The 20,183-nt window shown below is 63.9% G+C and carries 15 protein-coding genes; 1 reads left to right on the top strand and 14 read right to left on the bottom strand.

What is annotated here, in order from left to right:
* Positions 1-50: 50 nt before the first annotated feature.
* Positions 51-488 (top strand): hypothetical protein, encoded by a 438-nt coding sequence (locus tag CSQ92_RS04790; RefSeq protein WP_092611025.1) that lies wholly within the window; start codon positions 51-53, stop codon positions 486-488.
* A 75-nt stretch (positions 489-563) separates the two neighbouring features.
* Here CSQ92_RS04790 and CSQ92_RS04785 read toward each other — a convergent pair whose 3' ends face one another.
* The 14 genes from CSQ92_RS04785 to CSQ92_RS04720 all read right to left on the bottom strand — a co-directional run bounded on the left by CSQ92_RS04785 (position 564) and on the right by CSQ92_RS04720 (position 20,181).
* Positions 564-1,211 (bottom strand): DUF4272 domain-containing protein, encoded by a 648-nt coding sequence (locus tag CSQ92_RS04785; protein ID WP_080753168.1) that lies wholly within the window; start codon positions 1,209-1,211, stop codon positions 564-566.
* A 23-nt stretch (positions 1,212-1,234) separates the two neighbouring features.
* Positions 1,235-2,404, bottom strand: a complete 1,170-nt coding sequence (locus CSQ92_RS04780; RefSeq protein ID WP_257219122.1) for an eCIS core domain-containing protein — start codon at positions 2,402-2,404, stop codon at positions 1,235-1,237.
* Between the two features lie 57 nt (positions 2,405-2,461).
* Entirely contained in the window at positions 2,462-5,251 is a 2,790-nt protein-coding gene (locus CSQ92_RS04775) for a hypothetical protein (RefSeq protein ID WP_099393360.1), read from the bottom strand.
* A 59-nt stretch (positions 5,252-5,310) separates the two neighbouring features.
* Complete coding sequence (locus CSQ92_RS04770; RefSeq protein ID WP_099393359.1) at positions 5,311-7,563, bottom strand: ATP-binding protein; 2,253 nt, start codon at positions 7,561-7,563, stop codon at positions 5,311-5,313.
* A gap of 4 nt (positions 7,564-7,567) precedes the next feature.
* Positions 7,568-8,059, bottom strand: a complete 492-nt coding sequence (locus CSQ92_RS04765) for an aspartyl/asparaginyl beta-hydroxylase domain-containing protein (RefSeq protein WP_099393358.1) — start codon at positions 8,057-8,059, stop codon at positions 7,568-7,570.
* Between the two features lie 3 nt (positions 8,060-8,062).
* The gene (locus CSQ92_RS04760; RefSeq protein WP_099393357.1) at positions 8,063-8,830 is read right to left on the bottom strand and encodes a hypothetical protein; all 768 of its coding nucleotides are present in this window, start codon (positions 8,828-8,830) and stop codon (positions 8,063-8,065) included.
* Positions 8,831-8,834: 4 nt separating this feature from the next.
* The gene (locus CSQ92_RS04755; RefSeq protein WP_099393356.1) at positions 8,835-9,479 is read right to left on the bottom strand and encodes a hypothetical protein; all 645 of its coding nucleotides are present in this window, start codon (positions 9,477-9,479) and stop codon (positions 8,835-8,837) included.
* The gene (locus CSQ92_RS04750; RefSeq protein WP_092611001.1) at positions 9,479-10,423 is read right to left on the bottom strand and encodes a hypothetical protein; all 945 of its coding nucleotides are present in this window, start codon (positions 10,421-10,423) and stop codon (positions 9,479-9,481) included. The genes CSQ92_RS04755 and CSQ92_RS04750 overlap by 1 nt, the downstream gene beginning before the upstream one ends.
* Positions 10,424-10,487: 64 nt before the next feature.
* On the bottom strand, positions 10,488-14,006 hold the full coding sequence (locus tag CSQ92_RS04745) for a hypothetical protein (RefSeq protein ID WP_099393355.1): 3,519 nt from the start codon (positions 14,004-14,006) through the stop codon (positions 10,488-10,490).
* Complete coding sequence (locus CSQ92_RS04740) at positions 14,003-14,818, bottom strand: hypothetical protein (RefSeq protein ID WP_099393354.1); 816 nt, start codon at positions 14,816-14,818, stop codon at positions 14,003-14,005. Before CSQ92_RS04740 ends, CSQ92_RS04745 begins: the two co-directional genes overlap by 4 nt.
* Positions 14,815-15,792, bottom strand: a complete 978-nt coding sequence (locus CSQ92_RS04735) for a phage tail protein (RefSeq protein WP_099393353.1) — start codon at positions 15,790-15,792, stop codon at positions 14,815-14,817. The genes CSQ92_RS04740 and CSQ92_RS04735 overlap by 4 nt, the downstream gene beginning before the upstream one ends.
* Positions 15,789-16,922 carry a hypothetical protein gene (locus tag CSQ92_RS04730; RefSeq protein WP_099393352.1) on the bottom strand — a complete coding sequence of 378 codons (1,134 nt, stop codon included), beginning with the start codon at positions 16,920-16,922 and terminating at the stop codon, positions 15,789-15,791. The genes CSQ92_RS04735 and CSQ92_RS04730 overlap by 4 nt, the downstream gene beginning before the upstream one ends.
* 2 nt (positions 16,923-16,924) lie before the next feature.
* Positions 16,925-19,987 (bottom strand): baseplate J/gp47 family protein, encoded by a 3,063-nt coding sequence (locus CSQ92_RS04725; protein WP_099393351.1) that lies wholly within the window; start codon positions 19,985-19,987, stop codon positions 16,925-16,927.
* Entirely contained in the window at positions 19,984-20,181 is a 198-nt protein-coding gene (locus CSQ92_RS04720) for a hypothetical protein (RefSeq protein ID WP_034777761.1), read from the bottom strand. Before CSQ92_RS04720 ends, CSQ92_RS04725 begins: the two co-directional genes overlap by 4 nt.
* Positions 20,182-20,183 lie beyond the last annotated feature (2 nt).

Raw genomic sequence — 20,183 nt, 5'->3', positions numbered from 1 at the left:
CCCTGCTTATCTATGCCATGCTGATGGCACTACCATTGAAAGCGAACACCATGACGAGCACCCACGCGCCCCTCTCCATCTCCCTGCAATGCCTGGGCAACGCTGGCTGCGTCTATGAGCGCAAGCCGATCGACCTGCTGGTTACCATCCGCAACGATGGCAGCCGCGATATCGGTTTTCCGCTCGACTACCTGCGCAAGTCGGGCCCGATCGTCAAATTCATCGATACCGATACCGGCGCCGTCACCTACGCCCGCCGTGGCCTGGCCAATCCGGCGCTGAAAACGCAATTCACCACGATTGCGCCAGGCGCCTCGATTTCCATGGAAATCGACGTGCATCCAACCGACATTGAAACGTTTCGCATCAAAAAAGTCGATATCAGCGTGGAAGTGATATTGAAGGGCGACATACGCATCGATGGCGAAGCGCAGTTGCAGGACTACCAGGGCGGCGCGAAGATCCGCATCTTTGAAAAAGAGGAGTAAGACGATGCTGGTGCGGATGGTGTTGTGCGGAACAAGCGTTTCGCCGGACGCCTGAGGCAGCGCCCGCGAGCCGGCTCAAACAGCCACTTCGATCTCCTCCCACGGCACAGCTGCCGGATCCAGCAGCCACAGCAAGGCAAACTGTCGCTGCGCGATGACCTGCCCGATCAATCCCCCTGGAACGTTGACGAAGCGCGCTTGCTGGCACACGGCCAGCAGGCGCGTGTTCAGGTCAAGCGCATCGAGAAGTTCCCCATCGCCGCGCAATGGCTCAGCCAGCGCATCGATCGAGCCGGCTCCCGTGATCATGGCGGCGATGCGCTGCGGGTCGCAAGTGGCCGTCGGCGTCTCCAGACTGCCAGCCTTGCCCAAGGCCCATAACAGCGCCCAGCACGCTTCGAAGCCCCACTGGAACACGGGTCCCCTCTGTGCCGGATCGGTCTGCGGGTCGAGAAATGCGGCTTCGAGGGGACGTAATGCGGACGCGGCGCCCAGGTCCGCGATCAGGTCGGAGGCAAGCTCCGGCGCGAGCCCTTCGGCGCGCGAGGCGCACATGCACAGGCAAATGGCGCGCCCTGCCGTGTCGCGTGCGCTGCGCACGGCACCGCTCAATGTCCGTGGCAAAGGCAATTGGCCTGGGGGAAGCGGCAGGCCCAATGATGTCAGATGACGAACCGAACGATCCAGGCGCGCCAGCGCCACGTCAGAAGGGATGGTGTTCATGGCTAGGCCGCTTTCCAATCGATCTAAATAAATTTGCCCATCAGGTGTTCATTGTATTTCTTTTGTTCATCCTCGATCACCTTGCGGATATCCGGATGCAGCGCATTGTAGTTCACCTTCCCGGTGCCTGGTTTCATCGCATGGAGGGACTTGTGAAATTCCGACAAGGTCGCTGTCGAGCCTGTTGGTGGAGCGGCCGCATACATCAGATTATCGAAATCGGTTTGCCCGCCACCGAATTTCGCGCCCTTGTTGACCATGTGCTCCTTGTTGACCTTGAAGGTCGTGACGGTGCTGGCCTTGGCCGCCAGCGTAGGGAAGTCCGTGCTGATTTCGTCCAGCAACTCAGTAAACTTGTCCTTGAATTTTCCGCCCACCAGGCTGTAATCTTTCCAGTTCGACGTGGCGTCCCGGCAACGCCGCCATGCCTCGGCCAGCACCGGATTGACCTTGAAGCTGAGCTCCGCCACTTGCTGATAAAACAGCGAGATTTCCTTCAATATCGCCTTGGTCGGGCCACTGGTCTGCAGCTTGACATTGATCGAATCGACCCAGCTGATCCAGCTGTCCGGATCGAGCACCGTGCCATTTTGCGCCTCGATGATGGCGTCCAGCGCATCGCTGATGATCGTTCTATTATTGTGTTTCGGATCGTCCTTGTAATCGGTGCCATTGAAGATGACCCGTTGCGCCACCATTGCCCCCGGCTCGGCGGCGGCTGGCGCGTGAGCCTGCAGGCTTGCCGGTTGCCCAGGCATCGCGTTCATGGCCCGGCTTCCCATCCGGTCTGCCTCCTGCTCGAGCGCGCGGTCATCGTTGATTGCCATGCCGTGCGCCGCCATCGTGGGCCTCACCCTGCCTTGCCTTTGCTGCAGCACATGCCAGGCCTCATGCGGCAAGTGTCGCTCCTGGCCAGGTCCCAGATGAATATCGCCGCCTTGCGCATAGGCATGCGCCTGCACCAGGCCAGGCTGGTGCGAATTGTAGTGAACCGTTACCCGGTCCATCGCCATGCCCGACAGCTGCTCGATGCCGGTCCTGAGCGCCGATGGCAGCGGCGCGCGCCTGGCATCGGGCGCAGGCCCGCCGGCCGGGCTGCGCACATAGCGAAAGTTCGCCATGGCGGTGCCGCCGTGCCCGCCCTGCCGCTGGGCGACAGGAAGCGCGCGGCGCGTGTCCGTGGCGGGCTGCATGGGCGGCCTGTGCCGCAATGGCTCATGCGTCATGGTCAGCTTTGCTGGCGGGCATTTTCACGAATCCTCCTTGCGCTTGCGCTTGCCTGCGACCTTACTCGTGCCGGTTTGTGCATCGAGCAACAACGATGCGTGATGGTAGAGCGCAGACGGCACGGCCGGCACATAGGCTGGTTTTTTTGACACCCTTGTTGCCCCCATATCCCACACCGCGCCCTTCGGCAAATAGCTGCCGACTGGCGCTTCATCCCCGGCCTTTTGCAAATGCATGACGAAGCCCAGATTGGTGCTGTCGGTTCCGAACTGGAAGTGTTTCGAAAGGCTTGCATACAGCGTGATCCTGGCATGCGTATTTTTCCCCAGCAGGCCAGGCAGCGCGGCAGGGTCCATATTCGTCATGTCGTAGATCTGCGCATCACCGGTTTTTTGCTTGCCAAAGTCAGCCAGTTCTTCTCTGGTGGTAAAGTTATAGGCAGGGTCGACCAGGCTGAGCGACTTGGTGCCCGCCGTGGAGGTCATGGTTTCAAAGTACACCGGCCCCCTGTCCTTGACCTTTTTTTTCACGAAGGCCGCGTCGGCCCCGTGAAACATCATCGCGCTGCTCGAACCTTGCTGCCCGCTGTGGGTAAGGTAGAACGATGCAATGGTATAGCCGGCCTCCCGGACGGGGCCCGTGTAATGGCGCAAGACAGCCGCTTCCATTTTTCCCCTGGCCTCGCTCTGCTCATACTCCGTCGACAGGTGGAGTGCCGCCTCATTGAGGTTTTCAATGACTTGCGTCGCCTCTGCAAACAACACGTCGGTCCGCCAGCTGCGCCACTGCTGCAATATTTGCAATCCTTTGCCATAGTTACTCGCTATACGATTGAGCAAAACTTTGACCTTGTCGTTTTCCAGTGCCACCCGATTTACTGCGCCCTTTGCAAGATTCATGCTGCGCTTGAGCGTGTTTTGCAGCAGGGACAAGCGGCCGCCCCGCCTGCGGCGGCTGCGCGCCACATCGGCGTGAGGTGATATCACCTTCTGCAGCGTGGCGAGAAACCCCTCGATGTCATACTGCCCTGGCCATATCCGGATCGATTTTTCGAGGTCGCTGATGGCGGGATACAAAAAACCAAAACTTTGCCGCTCGGTCATTTTTATATCACTGACAGCATTCCATTTATCAAGAATTCCCTCTTTGATTTTGGGAACTTTGATACTAAGTTCTTCCTTGTCCTGAATTTCGAAAATAAGGGCCGGGTAAGTAAAGAAATCCGTTTCACCATCCATACCGGCATACACCAGTTTCAGCGCATATTCACCGAACACGCACTCTTTATCCCCGTAAATCCGCTTTGCCCCGGACACGATTTGCCGATAATGCCTGAACAGTTCCGCCTCATAGTCTTCTGGAGTATCGAAGTCGTGATGCACCAGCTTCCTTGCCTCAGTACGGTATTTTTTGGAACTAAGGTACTGCTTGGGAACGCCGATTTTTTTCGCGGGTGCGTAAGTCCTGGTTGTCGAATTTTTCAGCAGCAGATTGTAAGTAAAGCTGTTGACCTCGGCGCCCAATTTGGGACCGGGATGTCCTTGCCCACCCGAATTCCGATACACGATGGTACCGAGCGGACTGCCCTCATCCGGCTCGACATCAGCTTTCAGCAGTGCCGTTTGCTCTTCCTCTTCATTTGCAAGCGTCGAACTGGCGGGTTTGTAGATCTGACTCAACTGATTAACAAACGCTGCGTCACCACGCTTGGTATCTCCTGTCAGTCCAAGAATATCCCTTTGTACATTGGCTGCGCTGGAACGGAAGTAATCGAACTGATTCTGGTTGAAAAAAACGCTCTTTCCCTGGCCTCCCGGCGGCTGCTTGTTCTTCGTCGGGGCGGTCTTGGCATGGTATAACTTCAGGCTGTCGCCTGCGGCATTCATCACCTTGGAGCGTTTCCTGGCGGCGTCCGAGCTCTTCTCTTTCCTGCGTGCCAGTCCCTGCCGCGAAACCTTGCCATTCCATTCAATGACTCTGTCGCGCACGCCTTCCGGCATGTCGCCATACATGGCACCCAACTTCTCGATTTCCTCCGCCAAGAACATTTCCGCGTCAACAGAGGTCACGGGATCCCAGCCATCCGTCGCCGGACCGGGAAATTCAGGCAGGTCCTGCATCAACTCCCGGTAAATCTCGTCATACTCGTCAGATCCTTCCCAGTACAGCTCTGCCAGCAGGGAAAACACGTCGTTGCGGCCATTCCGCCACAGCTCGTTGTCACTGATGTAGCGGTTCGCAGAGCCGATGGTGCGCTGCACGGGGCCGTTATCATGCTCCTGGCCGCTTGCCGCGAGCGGCTGGGGCGGCGCTGCCTTGCGTTGCAGCGGCTGCCGCATCAGGCGATCAGCGCCGGCTTCATCGCTGGTATTGACGGCTTGCCCATTGACGCGGCCATCGGTCCGGGGCGGCGTGCCCCGCAAGACATTGATGATGTGATGCCCGACCTCGTGCCTGATGTTCGGCTCGCTATCCTTGCCGGGCGCGAAATGGACCCTGTTACCCTGCAAGGTTGCATCGGCTTCCACGGTGGCGGGAAACGGGGAATTATGCGTGGCGCGCAGCGTCGAGGTGTCGACGCCATGCTGCTCGCCCATCGCCGCCGCGATGGCCCGGAATGCGGGCGATCCCTGCGCCCCCATGGGCGCCGCCGGGCCTGGCTGCCGTGGCAGGCTGGCCGGGCTGCGCGCATAGCGGTACTGCTGCATCGGCATACCGCCATCGGCAACGCGCAGTTGCGGCGTGTCCGGCCTGTCGTGCGCTGCCGTGTGCGCCGTCGAACGCGGTTTATGCCGCAGGCGCTCATGCTCCATCGGCCGTGCCCCCTTCCGGCATGCCGGCAGGCAGCCATCCGCGCGCAGGCGCCCTCGCGCTACGCATCATCGTCCCAGCGAAAATCATCGGGCGCAAACACCTTGCCCAGCTTGTGGTACTCGCGCTCCGTCGCCTTGAGCAAGTGCCGCTGCCCCACCGCCTGCTGCTCGGCCGCCGCGAGAAAGGCGGCGCTCACGGCGATGCTGTTGATATTTGCGCCGCTCAGGGGCGCGCGTTCGGCCAGCAGCTCGAAATCGATGTCGCCGGCCAGCGGCACGGCGGGCGGAAAGGCGCTGCGCCACAATTGCAGGCGCTGCGCGCCTCCCGGAAACGGATATTCGATCATGAACTTGAAGCGCCGCGTAAAGGCCTTGTCCATATTCGCCATCAGGTTGGTCGACAGGATGACGATCCCCGTATAGCTTTCGATGCGCTGCAGCAAATAACCGGTTTGCAGGTTGGCATAGCGGTCGTGCGCATCCTTCGTTTCCGTGCGTTTCGAAAACAGGCTTTCGGCCTCGTCGAAGAACAGCACGATGTTCATCGCTTCGGCCTGGTCGAACAATTGGGCCAGGTGTTTTTCCGTCTCGCCGATGTATTTGCTGACGATGCTGGCCAGGTCGATGCGGTACAGGCCCAGTCCCAGTTCATTGGCGATGATCGACGCGGCCATGGTCTTGCCCGTCCCGGACGGACCATAGAACAGGATGCACAGATTGCTGCCATGCTCGTTCTTGCGGTTGAAACCCCATTCCTCGATGACCTGATGGCGCTGCTGCGCATATTGCAGTACTTCCTGCAGCCACTGCCGCGTGGCATCCGGCAAGACGATATCGCCGAAGCGGTAGGTGGTCTTGACTTCATGGGCAACGCTCATCTGTTCACGGTTGCTCTGCGCGCGGCAGGCGTCGAGCAGCATTTCGCCGGCGCTTCCCTCTTCACCCTCGGCCTGCAGCATGCGCCGGCTCGCCGTCTCCTTCAGCGCCAGCACGATCTGTTCCTGCGTCAGCAGATATTGATTGACCAGCCTGGCGAGCAAGGCATCGTCGATGTCCACGCCGAAAGTACCCGCATGGCGCTGCCAGCTGGCGCGCCGCAAGCGGCTGTCCGGCGCCGGGACGCGCACCAGAACGGCTGCCACCTCGTGCCGGGCATACCGAAAGGCAAGGTCGGACAGCCGCCGCGCGGGACCGTTCAAGACCGCCAGGTAGGGCTGGCTCTCGAACATTACCTGCATGACCTCGTCGAGCAGGTCGTCGTCGGCGCCCTCCTGCGTGCCGAGCCAGTGGCAATGCAGGAGCACGAAAATGCGGTTGCACAACAACGCGTCACGGCACAGCAGGCGCAGGCGCGCCAGCAAGGTGCGGCGGTTCTTTTGCCCATTCAGATAGGCTTGCCAGATTTCCTTGCCGTCGAGTTCGACGCATGCCATGCCCATCGTCGCAAACGTCGCCGCGCACAGGCTGCGGGCCAGCCACAGGTCCGGCCCTTGCAATTGCAGCACATGGCTGGCCGCGCGCGCCTGCGCCGGGCCGCAGTGCCCGATGAAACGCGCCAGCTGCGCGAGGGCCTGGGCATCGGCCAGGTGCTCGTCGAGCGCCAGAGTACTGTCCAGACTGGTCAGCGGGCGCTCGAGACACAGGCGCGGCGCGGACTGGGCCAGCAGATACGCGGCAATCGGCTCGCTCAGGCGATAGCCGCCGTCCAGTCCGGCCAGGCTGGTGTCGGGCGCCAGCACGATCAGTTCCCAGTGCAGCAAGGCGGCATCGGCCAGCAGGCAGCGTTGCAAGCCCGGGCGCGTGCCGCGGCAAGCGGCGAGCATGGCATCCAGGCCGGCCAGGTCGATCCAGCCTTCGCTGCCCTCGGCGCCGGCGGCGCGGCCGAAAGCGCGCACGATGGCGCCATAGCGCCATTCAATTTCGCTGAGCAAACCGAACAGCAAGACTTCCTGTTGCGGCCGGTCCAGGTTGAACAGGGCGCAGACATGGATCCAGGGAATGAAAATCTGCGCCTCGACGGTGGCTGCCGCACGCTGGCCCAGCAATTGCCACTGCTGTTCGATGCGCGCGCCCAGCCGCGCGGCCGCATCGGCGCCGCCCGCGCTCCCCGCGCCCAGCTGGCTGGCTTGCCGGTACAGGCGCTCGAGGGTGGCGCCGGACGCCGCTTCGGGTGGGGCGGACGCCTCCGCCTGGCGTGCCAGCAGGGCCAGCTCGATCATATTGTCGGCCAGCGTGCGCAGCGCCTGCAGCAGGGCCGCGTTGTCCGCATAGGCGCCGCTCTCGGTGGCGGCCGTGGCTGGCTGGGCGCTCATCGTTTCACACCCCGTCCGGCTTGGTGAAATCGGCGAGCAGCACCAGGCGGTCGCTGGCGCCCCGGTTCCAGGCAGCATGTTCCTGCGTGTCGTCGAAGACCAGGCAGCGCCCGGGCTGCCAATGGCGCACGGCAGTACCCACCCGCAAGGCGCAGTCGGGAGAACTGCGCAGGCCCAGGTGCAGGCGCAGCACCCGGTCCGTATAACCGACGTGCGGCGCGATCTCGGTGCCGGGCGCCAGGCGCGAAAAGCCCGCCGTCACCAGACCCGGAATGCAGCCGAGCAAGGCCAGCGTGCGCGGACAGAAGATGGCGTTCTCGAGCATCGGACGGCCTTCGAGCACCAGGCCGTAGACATCCCAACCGCGGTTGTACAGCCCCGTTTCGGGCCATGCGTCGAACTCGGCGTGTGGCAGCGCCAGGCATTCGTCGAGCACGCATTCCCAGCCTTGCTCGAGGCAGGCCGTAAAGGAGAACTGGTCGTTGCGAAAGAACATGTGTCACCAGAAAAGTTGCCATTGCCCGGCCTGCCAAACGGCATGGCCCTGCAAGGTGATGCGATAGTCCCCGGGCGCGCCGTCGAAGCCGCGGGCCTGGTGGTAGCGACGACCGGAATGGATGAAGGCGGCCCCGGTCTGGTAATGGATCTGCTCGAACGGTTCGCGCTGCAGCAGCGCAAGGATTTCGCTTTCGCCCAGATTGCCCGTGCGTTCGAGTCCGAACGGCCACATTTTCATGCCGGCGCCCCGCCCCGCAGCGGCGATCAGCAAGGTTACCGATAGCGTCGGCGCCGCGCCCAGGCCGACAGCCAGGTGGCCGCGGTCGAGGTGGATGGGATTGCCCGGAAAGTCGGTCGTCTCGCGCCCGCCCTGCCATTGCTCGTGCACCAGGTCGAGGTCTTCCGAGGCACGCAGGGCGGGATGGCCGCCGAACATGTGAAAGCCGGGCAAGGCGAGCGCCGGATGGTAAACAACAGGCTGGCCCAGCGCGGCGCCCAGGGATGCCAGCAAGGCGTCATAGACTTCGCCGAAATTATCCAGCAGAAAAGGATTATATTGGCGGGCCAGCCGCTCGTAGGGACGCGCCGGCATGCCCACGATATCGTAGTAATACGTGGCGCCCAGGGTGTGGATCGGGAAATGCCGGGTGCGCCTGAGCCAGAACGGTTCCAGGTCGAGCAGGCGCTCGACGACGTCCGCGCATTGCTGCTGCGTCAGCACGGGCAGGTGGAACGATGCGATCTCTTCAGCGCTGTGGTCAGGATTCATGCTCTTACCAATACAAAAGAAGTTGTCCATCCAGGCGGACGGCATGGCCTTGCATGGTGATGCGCTCGAGGCCGCCTTTGCCGCAGGCCAGCACCGCCTGGTGTATCGCCAGCCCGTCGTGCACGATCATCTGTCCGTGGCGGTAGGCGATGAAGTCGGGTTGACCATCCTCGCGCCGCCACAGATGCAGGCCGCTGCCCGCCGGCACGCTCAGCGGCAGGGTAAAGCTCAGCAAGTCCTGCGCGCCAAAATGCCGGCCTGCAAACACGTCGCGGTATTGCAAGTCGCGGTGCACGCTGGCCACCGGCTCGGCGAATGCCGGGTGCGGCAGGTAGATATGAAAGCCGGGCCAGGCGGCCTCGGGCGCCAACCGGGCCGGCAGCCCGCAATGGCGCTCCAGGCAATCGAGCACCAGTTGCAGCAGCGCGCCAAAATGGGCCGCGAGCAGGCGGTTGCTGCGTTCGCGCTCCGGCCGGTTCCAGTAGAGGCCGGCCGGCCCCGCGCCGGCGTCGAGGTAGGCCGCCAGTCCCAATGAATAAAAGGGCACTTCGGCATGGCGCCGCCGCCAGTGGCGTGCCAGCAGCGACACCCGCAAGACCCAATCGTCACAGGCGCCCTCGTCCAGCAAAGGGAAGAACGGAACGGGCATCAGCCGTGGCGTCCGTCGCCCACCAGGCGCACCAGGGCACGCGTGAGCAGGCGCCGGTCAGAATTGCCGAGGCTGATATCCGTGGCGCGCTGCACATTGTCGAGGAACAGACGGACATTCGCATCGATCAGGCCGAGGTCGCCCCGGTTGGCCGCATTTTCATTGATTTTCACAAGCGCGCGGATGCCTTCCTTGAGCAAATCCTGCTGTTGCACGCCGAAGTTGCGTCCGGTAGCCTGCCCGAAGGCGGCGACCAGACCGGCCAGGTCGGCATCGTCGACCCGGTTATCGACGGGCTGGCCGGCGGGCCTGGCACTGCAGACGATTTTTTGCAGGCCCTGCACGAAGCGCGTCCGGTCGCCCTCGTCATTGCTCATCTTCGTGGCGTCGCCAAACACATGGGCAAAGTCGCCCACCCGTTCATCGATCGTGCGCTGGGCCGAGGCCAGCAGGTTTTCCTGCAAGCGCCCCGACGAGACTTCCTCGCGCAACTGCGCCATTGCCGCAGCCGTGGGGCTGGGACGCGTCTCCAGCGCGATGGAGCTGGCGTTTTCCGGCGTCCAGACGAACTCCACCAGGGGTGCGGGACCGATCGCCGGTTCGGCCGTCAACTGGATCTTCCAGGTTTCGCCGGCCCGCACCGTCATCGTGAAGTTCCCTGGCAAGGGGATGAAATACGTGTGCGCTCCTTTCTTGCCGGACGATGCGGTGACCGCCTGAGTGCAACCGGTGGCATAGGTATGGCTGGTTACGCTGCCGCCAGCATCGATGGTGCTGCCCTCGAGCATGCCCAGGTAGGCGGCGGTAATGGTCGGCTGCCCGATGCTGGCCATGACGAAGCCGTCGCTGATGGCCACCGTGCTGAAAACGCCTTCGACCAGGTCGGCCTGCGAATAAGTGGTGCGCGCGCCAAAGTCATTGCTATGTTTATGCTTACGGTTCATGACAACTCCATGGTTGGATGCAACATCAAAATGTCTTGCCCTGTGAGGCAAGTGCGAAAATGCTTCACATATCGTTCTGCCTGCCGTCGCCGACCAGCCGTACCAGCGCCCGTGTCAGCAGCCGCGTGTCGGTGCTGCTGAACTCGATGCCCAGCACCTGCTGCACGTTGCCGATGAACATGCCGATATTCTTCTTGATCAATCCCAGGTCGGCGCGGCTGGCCTCGCTGTCATTGATTTGCACCAGCGCCTCGACGCCGGCCTGGAGCAGGCCGCGTTGCTCGTCGGTAAAGCTGTGGCCGCTGGCCTTGCCGAAGGTGTCGATCAAATCCTGGACCGCCTGCGGATCGAGCGGCTTGGCGACTTCCGCTTCGCCAGGCAAGGCTGGCGAGCAGACGATCTTTTGCAGGTCGCGCACGAACTGCGCCCGCTCTTCCTCGTCCGCGCTCATGTGGGTAAGGTCGCCAAAGACCTGGGTCAGGTCGTTGACGCGCCCATCGATCACTTCCTGGGCCGTGGCGGTGACCGTGCCTGGCACCTGGCCGCTGGCCATGCGCTCCTGCAGGTTCAGGAACGAGTCGGCCATGAGCCGGTTCGGGTTGATGTCCGGCCCCGCCGTGACGGCGTTCAACGCCGATGCGCCTGCACCGGCGGGTATCCAGGTCAGCACGACATCGGGCGGCGCTTCGCCTGCATCTTGATTGGTGACCAACGTGACCTGCCACGTCTCGCCCTGCCTCACCGGCAGCGTAAACACGCCAGGAACGGGAACGTTGTACGTCGTGACGCCCTTTTTTCCGGTTTTCACGGTCACGGGCTTGGTAAAAGCCGTTACATAGGTGGCGCTGGTCGATTGGCTGCTGGCGTCAACCGTCGCGCCCTGCAAGATGCCAAAAAATGCCGGTAGGCGCGGATCGAGAGTCAGTGTTCCCATGAAAGCCATCAGGATGCCGTCGCTCGCCGCAAGCTGTTTGAAAGGAAACGACGGATTGTGATATTGCGCGCGCTCACCGAGCATTTCGCCCGCCAGGATGCCCGCCTGCAGCGTGCCCGTCGCCGTGACGTTGCCGGCGACATTGATATTGCCCGTCACCGCCACCTCACTGGGCGTAACGGCCAGCGTGGGCGCCGCGCCGCCCACCGCGGCCACGCTGAGCAGATTGGCGCCGGCGGCAAAGCCGGTGCCACCGATCGCCACCGACTCCTGGGCCCAGATGGTGTCGGCCGTCAAATCGCTGAAGGTCGCCGCGCCGCTGGCAAAACTGACGGGGCCGTTTACCTGCAGGGCGTATTGCGTGTCGACGTCGGTGAGCGCGAGATTGATGGCGACCGTGTTGTAGTTGGGCGGCTCGCTATTGCTGACGATGAGCATGGCCGGCGGCAGCCCCGCCTCTTCTGCGGGTGCCAGGATGGCATTGTCGTCGTTGGCCTTGAACTGGGCCAGCAGGCCCGCGCTGACCATGTAGGCCGACGTGGCAGCCGCGAACGGGGACGTGGCGGCGCCGCCTTCCAGCAAGGTCAGCTGGGTCTGGCTATCGACCGACTTGACGCGCAGCAGCCGCGGCAGTGTCTGCGGATCGGCCGCGGCAAACAGCTGGTCGCCCGCCTTCGCCGCGCTCAGAAAGGCGGTGCCAGCGCCCGTGACCACGGTCGGCGTGGCCGGATCGATGCTGATGGTCCCCTTCCCGTCCACCTTCACGCCGTCGGCCCCCTGTAGCTGGTACGGCAGGCTGTCGACCTTCCCCGCGTACGGCGCGGACAAGGTCAGTTGCGTATCGCTGGCAACCTGCGCGACGCTCTGTACCTGCACTGCCGCCGGAGTGAAACGGGGAATGAGCAGGGTATCGCCGGCCGACAAGGCGGTAAACTTGGTGCCCTCCGTGCCGGTGATGGTCGTGCCGTTGCTGCTGACCTTGCCGGGGCCGGTGACCGGTTCAACCGTGCCCGACACCAGGTAGCTGTAGGGTGAATTGATGACGGGGATTTCAAACTGCGTCGTCAGGACCAGTTCCGTATCGCTGGCTGGCGTCTTGGCCAGCACCGCCTGCTGCTGGTTCAGGGTGCCGATGGCGATCAGGTCGCCCACCTTGACCTGGTCCTGGAACGTGGTGTTGTAACCCTGCACGACATCGGCGCTGATCGAGCTGATGACGCCATTGCCGATAAAGGCGCTGCCGCCGCCCACGCTCAGCGAGGCGGCCGGGCTGCGGTCGAAGATGCCGACGTTGCCGCCATCGTAGAACAGCCGGCTCGCCGCCTGCCCCGGCGACTCCTTGGTCCAGTAGCTGAGCATGGCCATGCCCTGCAGCTTGGAGCCGTTGCCCTCGAAACTCTGGGCCTTGATGGCGCCGCTGGCAGTCAGGCTGTCGGCCAGGATCTGCCCCTGCACGTCGAGGGCGGCGCGCGGCGCGCCTTCGTTCAGGCCGATGCCGACGTTGCGGTCCCGCCCGATGACCAGCGCATTCGGCCCGGCGCTGGCGGAGCCCCCCTTGGCCAGCGCCTGCACCCCCAGGCCGACGGTGCCGTCCAGGCTTACCTGCAGCAAGGTGCCGTCGCTGCGCGAAAAACGGGCCAGGGCCGAACGCATGTAGGTGTAGCCCGATCCGGGCGCCGGCATCGTGGTGGGCGAAAACGCAGCGTCGATCTCGACTTGCAAACCATCCTGGACGATCTTGCTGACGGTGCGCCACTGGGCCGTCCCCATGCGCACCGAGGGGTCCGCGATGAGCTGGTCGCCCACTTGCAGGAACGGCGCGGGCGCATCCGAGAAGGTGACCAGCTGGTTGTCCCAGCTGATCGTGCCCTTGCCCTTGATGGTCACGGCGTCGACCTGCAGGTTGGCGACCGGATTGTCGGTCCCCACGCCGAGGTTGTTGCGCGCCGTCAGCAAACCCATGAACTGCCCGCGCGGGGCATCGAACTCCAGGTAATAGTCATCGGCGCGGCTGCCTTCGCGGCGCGCGCTGATGCTGGCGTAGTCCGCCGGCACCGTGGCGCCGGTAATATTGGATGGCGCGGAAAAGGCCTGGTTCACGCCCGCCCCTTCCGTGACGAAATTGACCGAACCGACGCTGCTGCCCACATAGCGGCGCTCGTTGCGCCCGGATTTGTAGGTCAGGCTGTTGATGCTGCCCTCGGTGGTCAGGGAAATGACCGCCAGTAAAATGTTCGTGCCGGGCTGGTCGAGATTGCGCAAGTACTGGATCTGCGGTTGCTGCACGATGCGCTTGTAGCCGGCCGTGCCGCTCTCGTCGCTGAGGTCGGCGAACACCTCGAAATAGTTAATGGTAATGAAATAGGTCGCGCCGGGGTCCAGCTTGTCGAACGTCAGCACGGCCGGCTCGAGCAGGATGATTTGCCGGCCCAGGGCATCGATCGCCATACCGCGCGACACTTCGAGCTGGCTCGGCTGCCCATCCGCCGAGGCGGCAACCTCGAGACCGTGCGCTATGCCATACAGGTACAGGCTGACATTGCGCGCCGCCAGCATGTCCATCTGATACTGCTGCTCGCAGCGGAAATCGTCCGTCAGCAAGGCTTCGCCCGAAAAATAGTTGGGCCGTTCGACACGTGGCTGTTTCATGGTTTTTCCCGGATGCTGGCGCTGGACACGGAACTGGTGCCGGGGATGGCGATCCACGACAATGCGATATCGCCACCGCCGCCAGCCGCCTGCAGCGCCAGCAGCGTGACGACGAATTGCGCCGTGCCGGAGGCAACGGCGGTGGCGTACGGAACGCTGCCGCCCACCGTCACCATCACGGTGGGCGGCGTGCTGAAGGCATCCTGCTGCGTATCATAGAAATTGACGGTGACGCTGGTGCTGGCGCCCGCGCCTTGCAGCTGGGCCGCCGGCACCGTCAGCGTGCCCTGCAAGAAGCTATCGGGCGCGGCGCCTACCCTCGCGTCCCCCAGCGCGGCCGGCAGCCGGCTCGTCACAGGAATCCGGCTGTCCGTCACGCTGACGATGGCCTTGTTGGCGTCGAGCGTGACGGTGGCCAGCAGCACGCCATTCGCGGGCACCCTCTTCGCGGCAAGCAGCTGGGCCGCCTCGCTGACCACGTTGGCGGTCGACGCGCTGGTGTCGGGATAGCAGGCGTACACCAGCATGGGATTGCTGGCATCCGACGGCAGCGTGAGCGGCGTCCCACCGGACGGCAGGATCAGGAAACGGCCTGCATCGTCGAAGGCCACGCCCTGGCTGACGGCCAGTGTATTGCCGGCCTGGCTCACCAGCATGCCGTTCAGCACGCCGGACGAGAACAGGTACTGGTTTTGCAGCCAGAACCAGTTGCTGAAATAATTCTGCTCGAGCGTCATGTAGTCCGACGTGAGGAACATGCCGGTATGGTAGTTCAGGTGGTCGGCGACGTCCGCCTTGATGATGGTGCTCATGTCTGGATTCCTTGTTGGCCGAGTAAGGTATTGACGCCCAGCGCGCTGGCATAGCCTTGCGCCTGCAACTGCATGCTGGGTACGATCGTGATGATGTAGTTGCTGGCGGCAGGCTTCATGACGCGCAGGAACTGCTCGAGCCGGCCGTACAGCGCCTGGATCTGCGCCACGTTGGAAGCCGTCAGGATGAACAGCGGATTGTGCGCGTTCGGCAGCACCATCTGCACGTTGAACAGCCACGGCAGGTAGCCCGCCACGACGGGCGCGCCGGCAACGTAAGCGTCGTGCACGATGAAGGCGCTGCCGGCCAGGTCGCTTGCCACGATATCGGGCGCTGCCGGCGCGCTGATGGCCACCGACACGGTACCGTCGATGGCAATCCACTTGCCACTGTCGTCCAGTTGCTGGCCGTGCATGGCCATGGGCAGCCCGAGCAGCAGGTTGGCCAGCATGCTCAAGCCCTGCAAGGTCCCGCGCATGCGGTACAGGGCCATGATTTCCGCGATCACGGTGCGCTTCTGGTCGATGTCCCAGTCGTTGTCGACGGCCAGCGCGACCCAGCCGCCGAGCCAGTCGAGAAAATCATCGAGCCAGGCTTCGATGGGCGCGTTCGGGTCCGATGCACCCGGCGCGGCGGCCACGTAGCCAGCCAGCGGATCGTTGGGCGCGGGCACCTGGATATAGGTGTCGAGGTCGGCCAGGATGGCCGTTTCCTGCTTTGCCGTCGCGCCTGAGATGGGCGGAATGAAACTCGTGTCCGACGGGGGAAACAGGAAACTCAGGCGCGGATAGAACAGGTTGCCGATGACGTCCGCCTGCAACAGCTCATGGATGCCCTTGCGCCCGCCCAGCTCCGCATCGCCGATGCCGGTCAATATCTTTTCAAAAATCTTCAGGTACTGCGCCAGAAAAGCCGGCTGCGTGGTGCTGTACACGGCAGGCAGGTAGCGCAGGTAGCTTGACGGCGCGCTCATGCGGCATTGCTCCTGACGCTGACATCGAGGCAGCGCAGGCGCGGCAATCCCCGGTAAAACATCGCGGGCGTGCCGGGCGGCAGATCGGCAAGCTGGGCGTTGACGTCCAGCACGGCCATCCGGTCGAGCGCCAGGGTGGGGATGAAATCGAAGACCAGCTCGTCGATGGCATCGATGCCCGGCATGCCCAGGACCAGCTGGCGCAGCGCCGCTTCGGTGGGCGCCTCGTCATATGGCCAACCCTGACCGGCCGGCCCTCCCTCGCAGGGCAGGAAGTAGGCGAAGAGGCGCGCGAACAGCAGGCCCAGCGTGACATCCAGGCGCACCGTCGGCACGCAGCCGGCGACCAGCGTCACGTTGATGTCGGTGAACTGCGCCGCACGCGCCTGCACCCGGTTGCCGGCGATCACGCGCGGGGCCAGGTATTTGTTTACGGCCGTGAGCAAGGTACGCTCGGCGGCCGCGTCGGCGGCGGCCTCGATCATCAGCACCTTGCGCCGCGTGGTGCTATTGCTTTTGCCGTTGCCGGCCTGGTTCGGATACGGCGGATACTGGTAGCGCCATTGCGCATCGCTGAGTATCCAGGCAACGCTGCCCTCCCCCGCGCTTTGCGCATATGCGCGCCGCACCAGCAGCGGCGTGGCGGCGGCACTGCCCGCGGCGGCACCCGCTGCCTGCTGTGCGATGACCTGGTTGGTTTCCAGCGCCAGCGTGTCGATGTTCGGCAAGGTCAGCGCCATGTAAGGACGGCCGACATAGGCCAGCACATATTGCTGCAGCGTCGGCTTGTTCAGCACGACGCCCTGTTCGAGCTGCGCCAGCACCTGCTGCAAGGCCAGGAAGGCGGCGTCATGGTTGGCCTTGGCGGCCAGGCTGTAGGCGGTCTGGTTGCCGGAAAAGGCCAGGCCCAGCACCCAGCGCAGGTAGTTCTCGTCCGTCTGCACGGGAATCGCATTGGCCTGGTACAGCAGCGACTCGTCCAGCCAGGCCAGCAATTGCAGCAGGGTGATGCCCGGATCGCTATCGTTGTAATCCGTCCACTGGCGCGTGTACTGCGGGATCCGGCGCACCAGGTCGGCTGCCAGTTCCTGGTAGCTCTTGCGGTCGAGGTCGGGCAGCTCGAAGGCCATGGCTACACCGCCGAGATATACACGAGCATGCTGCCAGCGACGGGCAGCTCGGTGGGCGCCAGCACGACATTGCCATCCTGGCGCCCATTCACGTTCAGGGCAAGCACGCCGGTCACGCCAGGCAGGCTGCGCAGCAGCAAATGGATGGCGGACGCCTGCACGGTCTGGCCGAAACGCCAGCCCTGCCCGGGAGGACCGCCATACACCGGCTGGAAATAGGCGCGCAGCAGCGCCGCGATACGCGCCTGTTCGGCTTGCACCTGGTCGGGCGCGATGCGGGCCGCCAGTTGCGCCGTGACGGACACCGGCACATAACGCGCCGCCTCGATGCCGATGCGCCCGACCAGCGCCGCCAGGCAGTATTGCCGGACATACGCGCCCACCTGGTCCAGCAGCGCCGGGGTGGCGTACGGCAGCGGATCGGTGGACAGGGGCAGCACCGCGATGCGGATGGTATTGCCTTCGGCCTCCACCGCGCGCGCCTGTGCCACCTGGGCGCTGGCGGCGCCGGCCAGGGCCGTGAAATCCTGCAGTTGCACGGCCCAGCCACCCGCCCGCACCAGCGCGGGACTGGTGGCCGCCAGTTCCGCCCGCGTAGCGCAGCCGACCCCGCCGGCCGCCGGGGCCGGATTGGCCACTGCGGCGATGTTGGCGATGCCGGGACGCAGCACCGTCAGCGTGCCAGCGCCCACATTTCCTGCCAACCCTTGCGTATGGTGGTAGCGGATGGCGACGATATTGTTGTGCCCAGGCGGCGGGATCATGCCGTTGTAGCCATCGCCAAAGGTCAGCAGCCCGTTTGCATAGTCGAGCGTATACACGCGGTCGGTCGGGCCGCTGAAGGCGAAGTTCTCGACCTGGGTCCAGCGCCGCGCCACCTCGCCGGCGCCCACGCGCACGTCCGCCAGCTCCGCATCGGCAAATTCGGCCGCGCCAGGGTCCTGCCCCGCCATCAGCCCGGCAGGTTCGATCACGCACAGCAGCAGGTCGGCCAGCACGGGTGGATAGTCGAGCGTGAACTGCTGGAACATCTGCTCGTTGCTCGATCCGAGCACTTCATCGACCAGGGTGGTCAGGTTCGACGCCATGACCGTGTTCGGATACATGCCATACAGACGGATGATACGGTCGACATGGGCATTGTTGATGCGGAACCAGAATGCCATCTGCGAAAACAGGTAGGCCGCCTGCATCGCGGCCGGAACCACGAAGCCGACCAGGCCAGAGCGGCTCAAGCCGTAGGTGGCATCGTCCACCGCCAGCGCCCGCCACTGCTGGCCGTCGTGATATTCCCACTGCAGGGTGCGCCCGGGGGCGGCCTGTTCCTGCTGCAGATAGAAGTACAGGACCAGCTTGTTGCCGGCACAGGCGGCGGCGAATCCCCCGTCGTCGAAGGCAAAATAGAAGCCGGTCAGCAGCGCGTCGACCGGTTTGAACGGGCTGAACAGGAAACGGCTCAGGGTGAAGGCGTTGTAGCTCCAGAAGCTCTGCGGCTTGGCCGCGAAGCTGTATTCGATACGCGCCGAGAGCACGAACGGCGGGTAGTAGCTCGGCTGGGAAATCGTGTAGCTGAAATTGACGCCGGCCACGTCGTTGAGGTATTTGCTCACCCCCAGTTTTTGCGCCTGGCCCAGCACATCCGCGGGGATGGCGTCGATGGTGGTGCTGACGCTGGTGCTGGCAATGCCGCCCTGCTGCCCGTAACCGCCTTCGGCGATCACGCAGCGTATCCACAGCCCTTCGGAACCGGCCACGGTGCCCGGACCGAACTTCGGGCAGGCGAACTGGATGCAGGTGGGGCCGTCCGGGCTATCGTACTGAAAATTGTTGATCCTGTCGACGAATTGGTAGGTGCTGGCGTCCGTGGTGGTGGCGTTGAAGGCGCTCCATTGCAAGCCGTCCCAGAATTGCCAGACCAGCCGCACGGGAAAAGTGTACTGCAAGGTCGTCAGCGTGAAATAGATCGTCACCAGGGCGCCGGTCCTGGCGAACACGCTGTCCGAGCGCAGGTAGAACGCATCGTTGGTTTTCGGCGTTTCGCCGAACGGATAGGCGCCATTGGCGATATCGAGCAGCACGCCATTGCAGGCGGCCTGCTGCGGCACGATGGCCTTGCCCTTGAAGGTGCAGTTCAACCCCGTGATGACGGGCAATTGCTGGGCCAGCGAGGCCAGCACCTTGACTTGCGGCGCGGGCTTGACCAGCAGCCAGTATTGCGCTTCGCCATCCTGCCCGCTCAAGGGCGCGGCGTCGAAACCGGCGCCCGGCTCGCCCGCCCGGTACAACTGCCGCTGGAGCTGCGCCAGCGGCACGGCGGCCGCGCGCGGCGGCATGCCCAGCACGATGTCGAGCTGCCGCTCCGACGATGAACTCGTCAACTGCGTCGTCAGCGGCGTCAGCGCGCCATCGAACCATTGTCCGAAATATTCAGGGTACAGCTGCTTGCCGGTCAGGGTGACGGTGATGCTCTGCAGCGCGTCGTCAGGCTTGAACAGGGTCGGATCGCCCATCATGAACCAATGCCCGAGCGGCTGTTCGGCCGGATCGACCAGCTGGCTGGCCACGAAGATCGGCACCCCGGCCTGGTCCCCGAGCAGGCTGGGCAAAGCATCGATGAACTGGTCCTGCGCCGGAATGACCGTCAGCGCCGCCGACAGCGTGGCGGGCAGCACCAGCAGCGTCTCATTGGTCTGGAAGCGGATCGTCTGGTCTTGCGCATCGAGCACCGCGCACTGGGCCGGCACCGTCGCCGCCGGCTGGCCGGCCTTGAGCAGGAAGCGCAGCGGCGCCTGCGCCGCCAGCGGCGCGCGCAACTGCATATTCATGAACTGGAAAAACCCCAGGCGGCGCTGCTCCGGCATGGCGTTCTCGATATCGGCCGTGTACGCGGCCAGCTGCGAAAACAGTTTCAGCAGCACCAGCCCCGGATCCTGGTCGACGTCCGACGCACTTGGCGGCAGCGTATTCCAGTAGCCGCTCCATTCGGGGACATAGGCCTTGGCCAGCGCCAGCGTCTGCGCATAAAACTGCTCGGCGTCGCGGAAGTCGAGCGTCGGGGAAGTCATGGACGCGGCTCGCCTGCCGCTTCCGCGCGCAGCTCTTCAAGCACCTGGATGGCGCCGCTGATGCGCAGCAAGGTTGCCTGGAGCTGGCGTTTGCGCTCGTTGAATTCGTCCTGCAGCGCCTGCAGCTGCGCCTGTCCCGCACTTTCGTTGCTTTTTAATTCGGCAAGGCGGTCGTTAATCAATTGTATGTCCATGC

Source organism: Janthinobacterium sp. BJB446 (genome assembly GCF_002735655.1).
GTDB lineage: Bacteria > Pseudomonadota > Gammaproteobacteria > Burkholderiales > Burkholderiaceae_D > Janthinobacterium > Janthinobacterium lividum.
This window is presented reverse-complemented; position numbering and strand designations above follow the sequence as displayed.

What these genes read in the sequence shown, in the direction of transcription:
- CSQ92_RS04730 (WP_099393352.1), bottom strand. Translation starts at nt 16,922, where the DNA reads ATGGCCTTCGAGCTGCCCGACCTCGACCGCAAGAGCTACCAGGAACTG.
- CSQ92_RS04765 (WP_099393358.1), bottom strand. Translation starts at nt 8,059, where the DNA reads ATGTTCTTTCGCAACGACCAGTTCTCCTTTACGGCCTGCCTCGAGCAA.
- CSQ92_RS04740 (WP_099393354.1), bottom strand. Translation starts at nt 14,818, where the DNA reads ATGAGCACCATCATCAAGGCGGACGTCGCCGACCACCTGAACTACCAT.
- CSQ92_RS04790 (WP_092611025.1), top strand. Translation starts at nt 51, where the DNA reads ATGACGAGCACCCACGCGCCCCTCTCCATCTCCCTGCAATGCCTGGGC.
- CSQ92_RS04735 (WP_099393353.1), bottom strand. Translation starts at nt 15,792, where the DNA reads ATGAGCGCGCCGTCAAGCTACCTGCGCTACCTGCCTGCCGTGTACAGC.
- CSQ92_RS04755 (WP_099393356.1), bottom strand. Translation starts at nt 9,479, where the DNA reads ATGCCCGTTCCGTTCTTCCCTTTGCTGGACGAGGGCGCCTGTGACGAT.
- CSQ92_RS04720 (WP_034777761.1), bottom strand. Translation starts at nt 20,181, where the DNA reads ATGGACATACAATTGATTAACGACCGCCTTGCCGAATTAAAAAGCAAC.
- CSQ92_RS04775 (WP_099393360.1), bottom strand. Translation starts at nt 5,251, where the DNA reads ATGGAGCATGAGCGCCTGCGGCATAAACCGCGTTCGACGGCGCACACG.
- CSQ92_RS04770 (WP_099393359.1), bottom strand. Translation starts at nt 7,563, where the DNA reads ATGAGCGCCCAGCCAGCCACGGCCGCCACCGAGAGCGGCGCCTATGCG.
- CSQ92_RS04750 (WP_092611001.1), bottom strand. Translation starts at nt 10,423, where the DNA reads ATGAACCGTAAGCATAAACATAGCAATGACTTTGGCGCGCGCACCACT.
- CSQ92_RS04760 (WP_099393357.1), bottom strand. Translation starts at nt 8,830, where the DNA reads ATGAATCCTGACCACAGCGCTGAAGAGATCGCATCGTTCCACCTGCCC.
- CSQ92_RS04725 (WP_099393351.1), bottom strand. Translation starts at nt 19,987, where the DNA reads ATGACTTCCCCGACGCTCGACTTCCGCGACGCCGAGCAGTTTTATGCG.
- CSQ92_RS04745 (WP_099393355.1), bottom strand. Translation starts at nt 14,006, where the DNA reads ATGAAACAGCCACGTGTCGAACGGCCCAACTATTTTTCGGGCGAAGCC.
- CSQ92_RS04785 (WP_080753168.1), bottom strand. Translation starts at nt 1,211, where the DNA reads ATGAACACCATCCCTTCTGACGTGGCGCTGGCGCGCCTGGATCGTTCG.
- CSQ92_RS04780 (WP_257219122.1), bottom strand. Translation starts at nt 2,404, where the DNA reads ATGCAGCCCGCCACGGACACGCGCCGCGCGCTTCCTGTCGCCCAGCGG.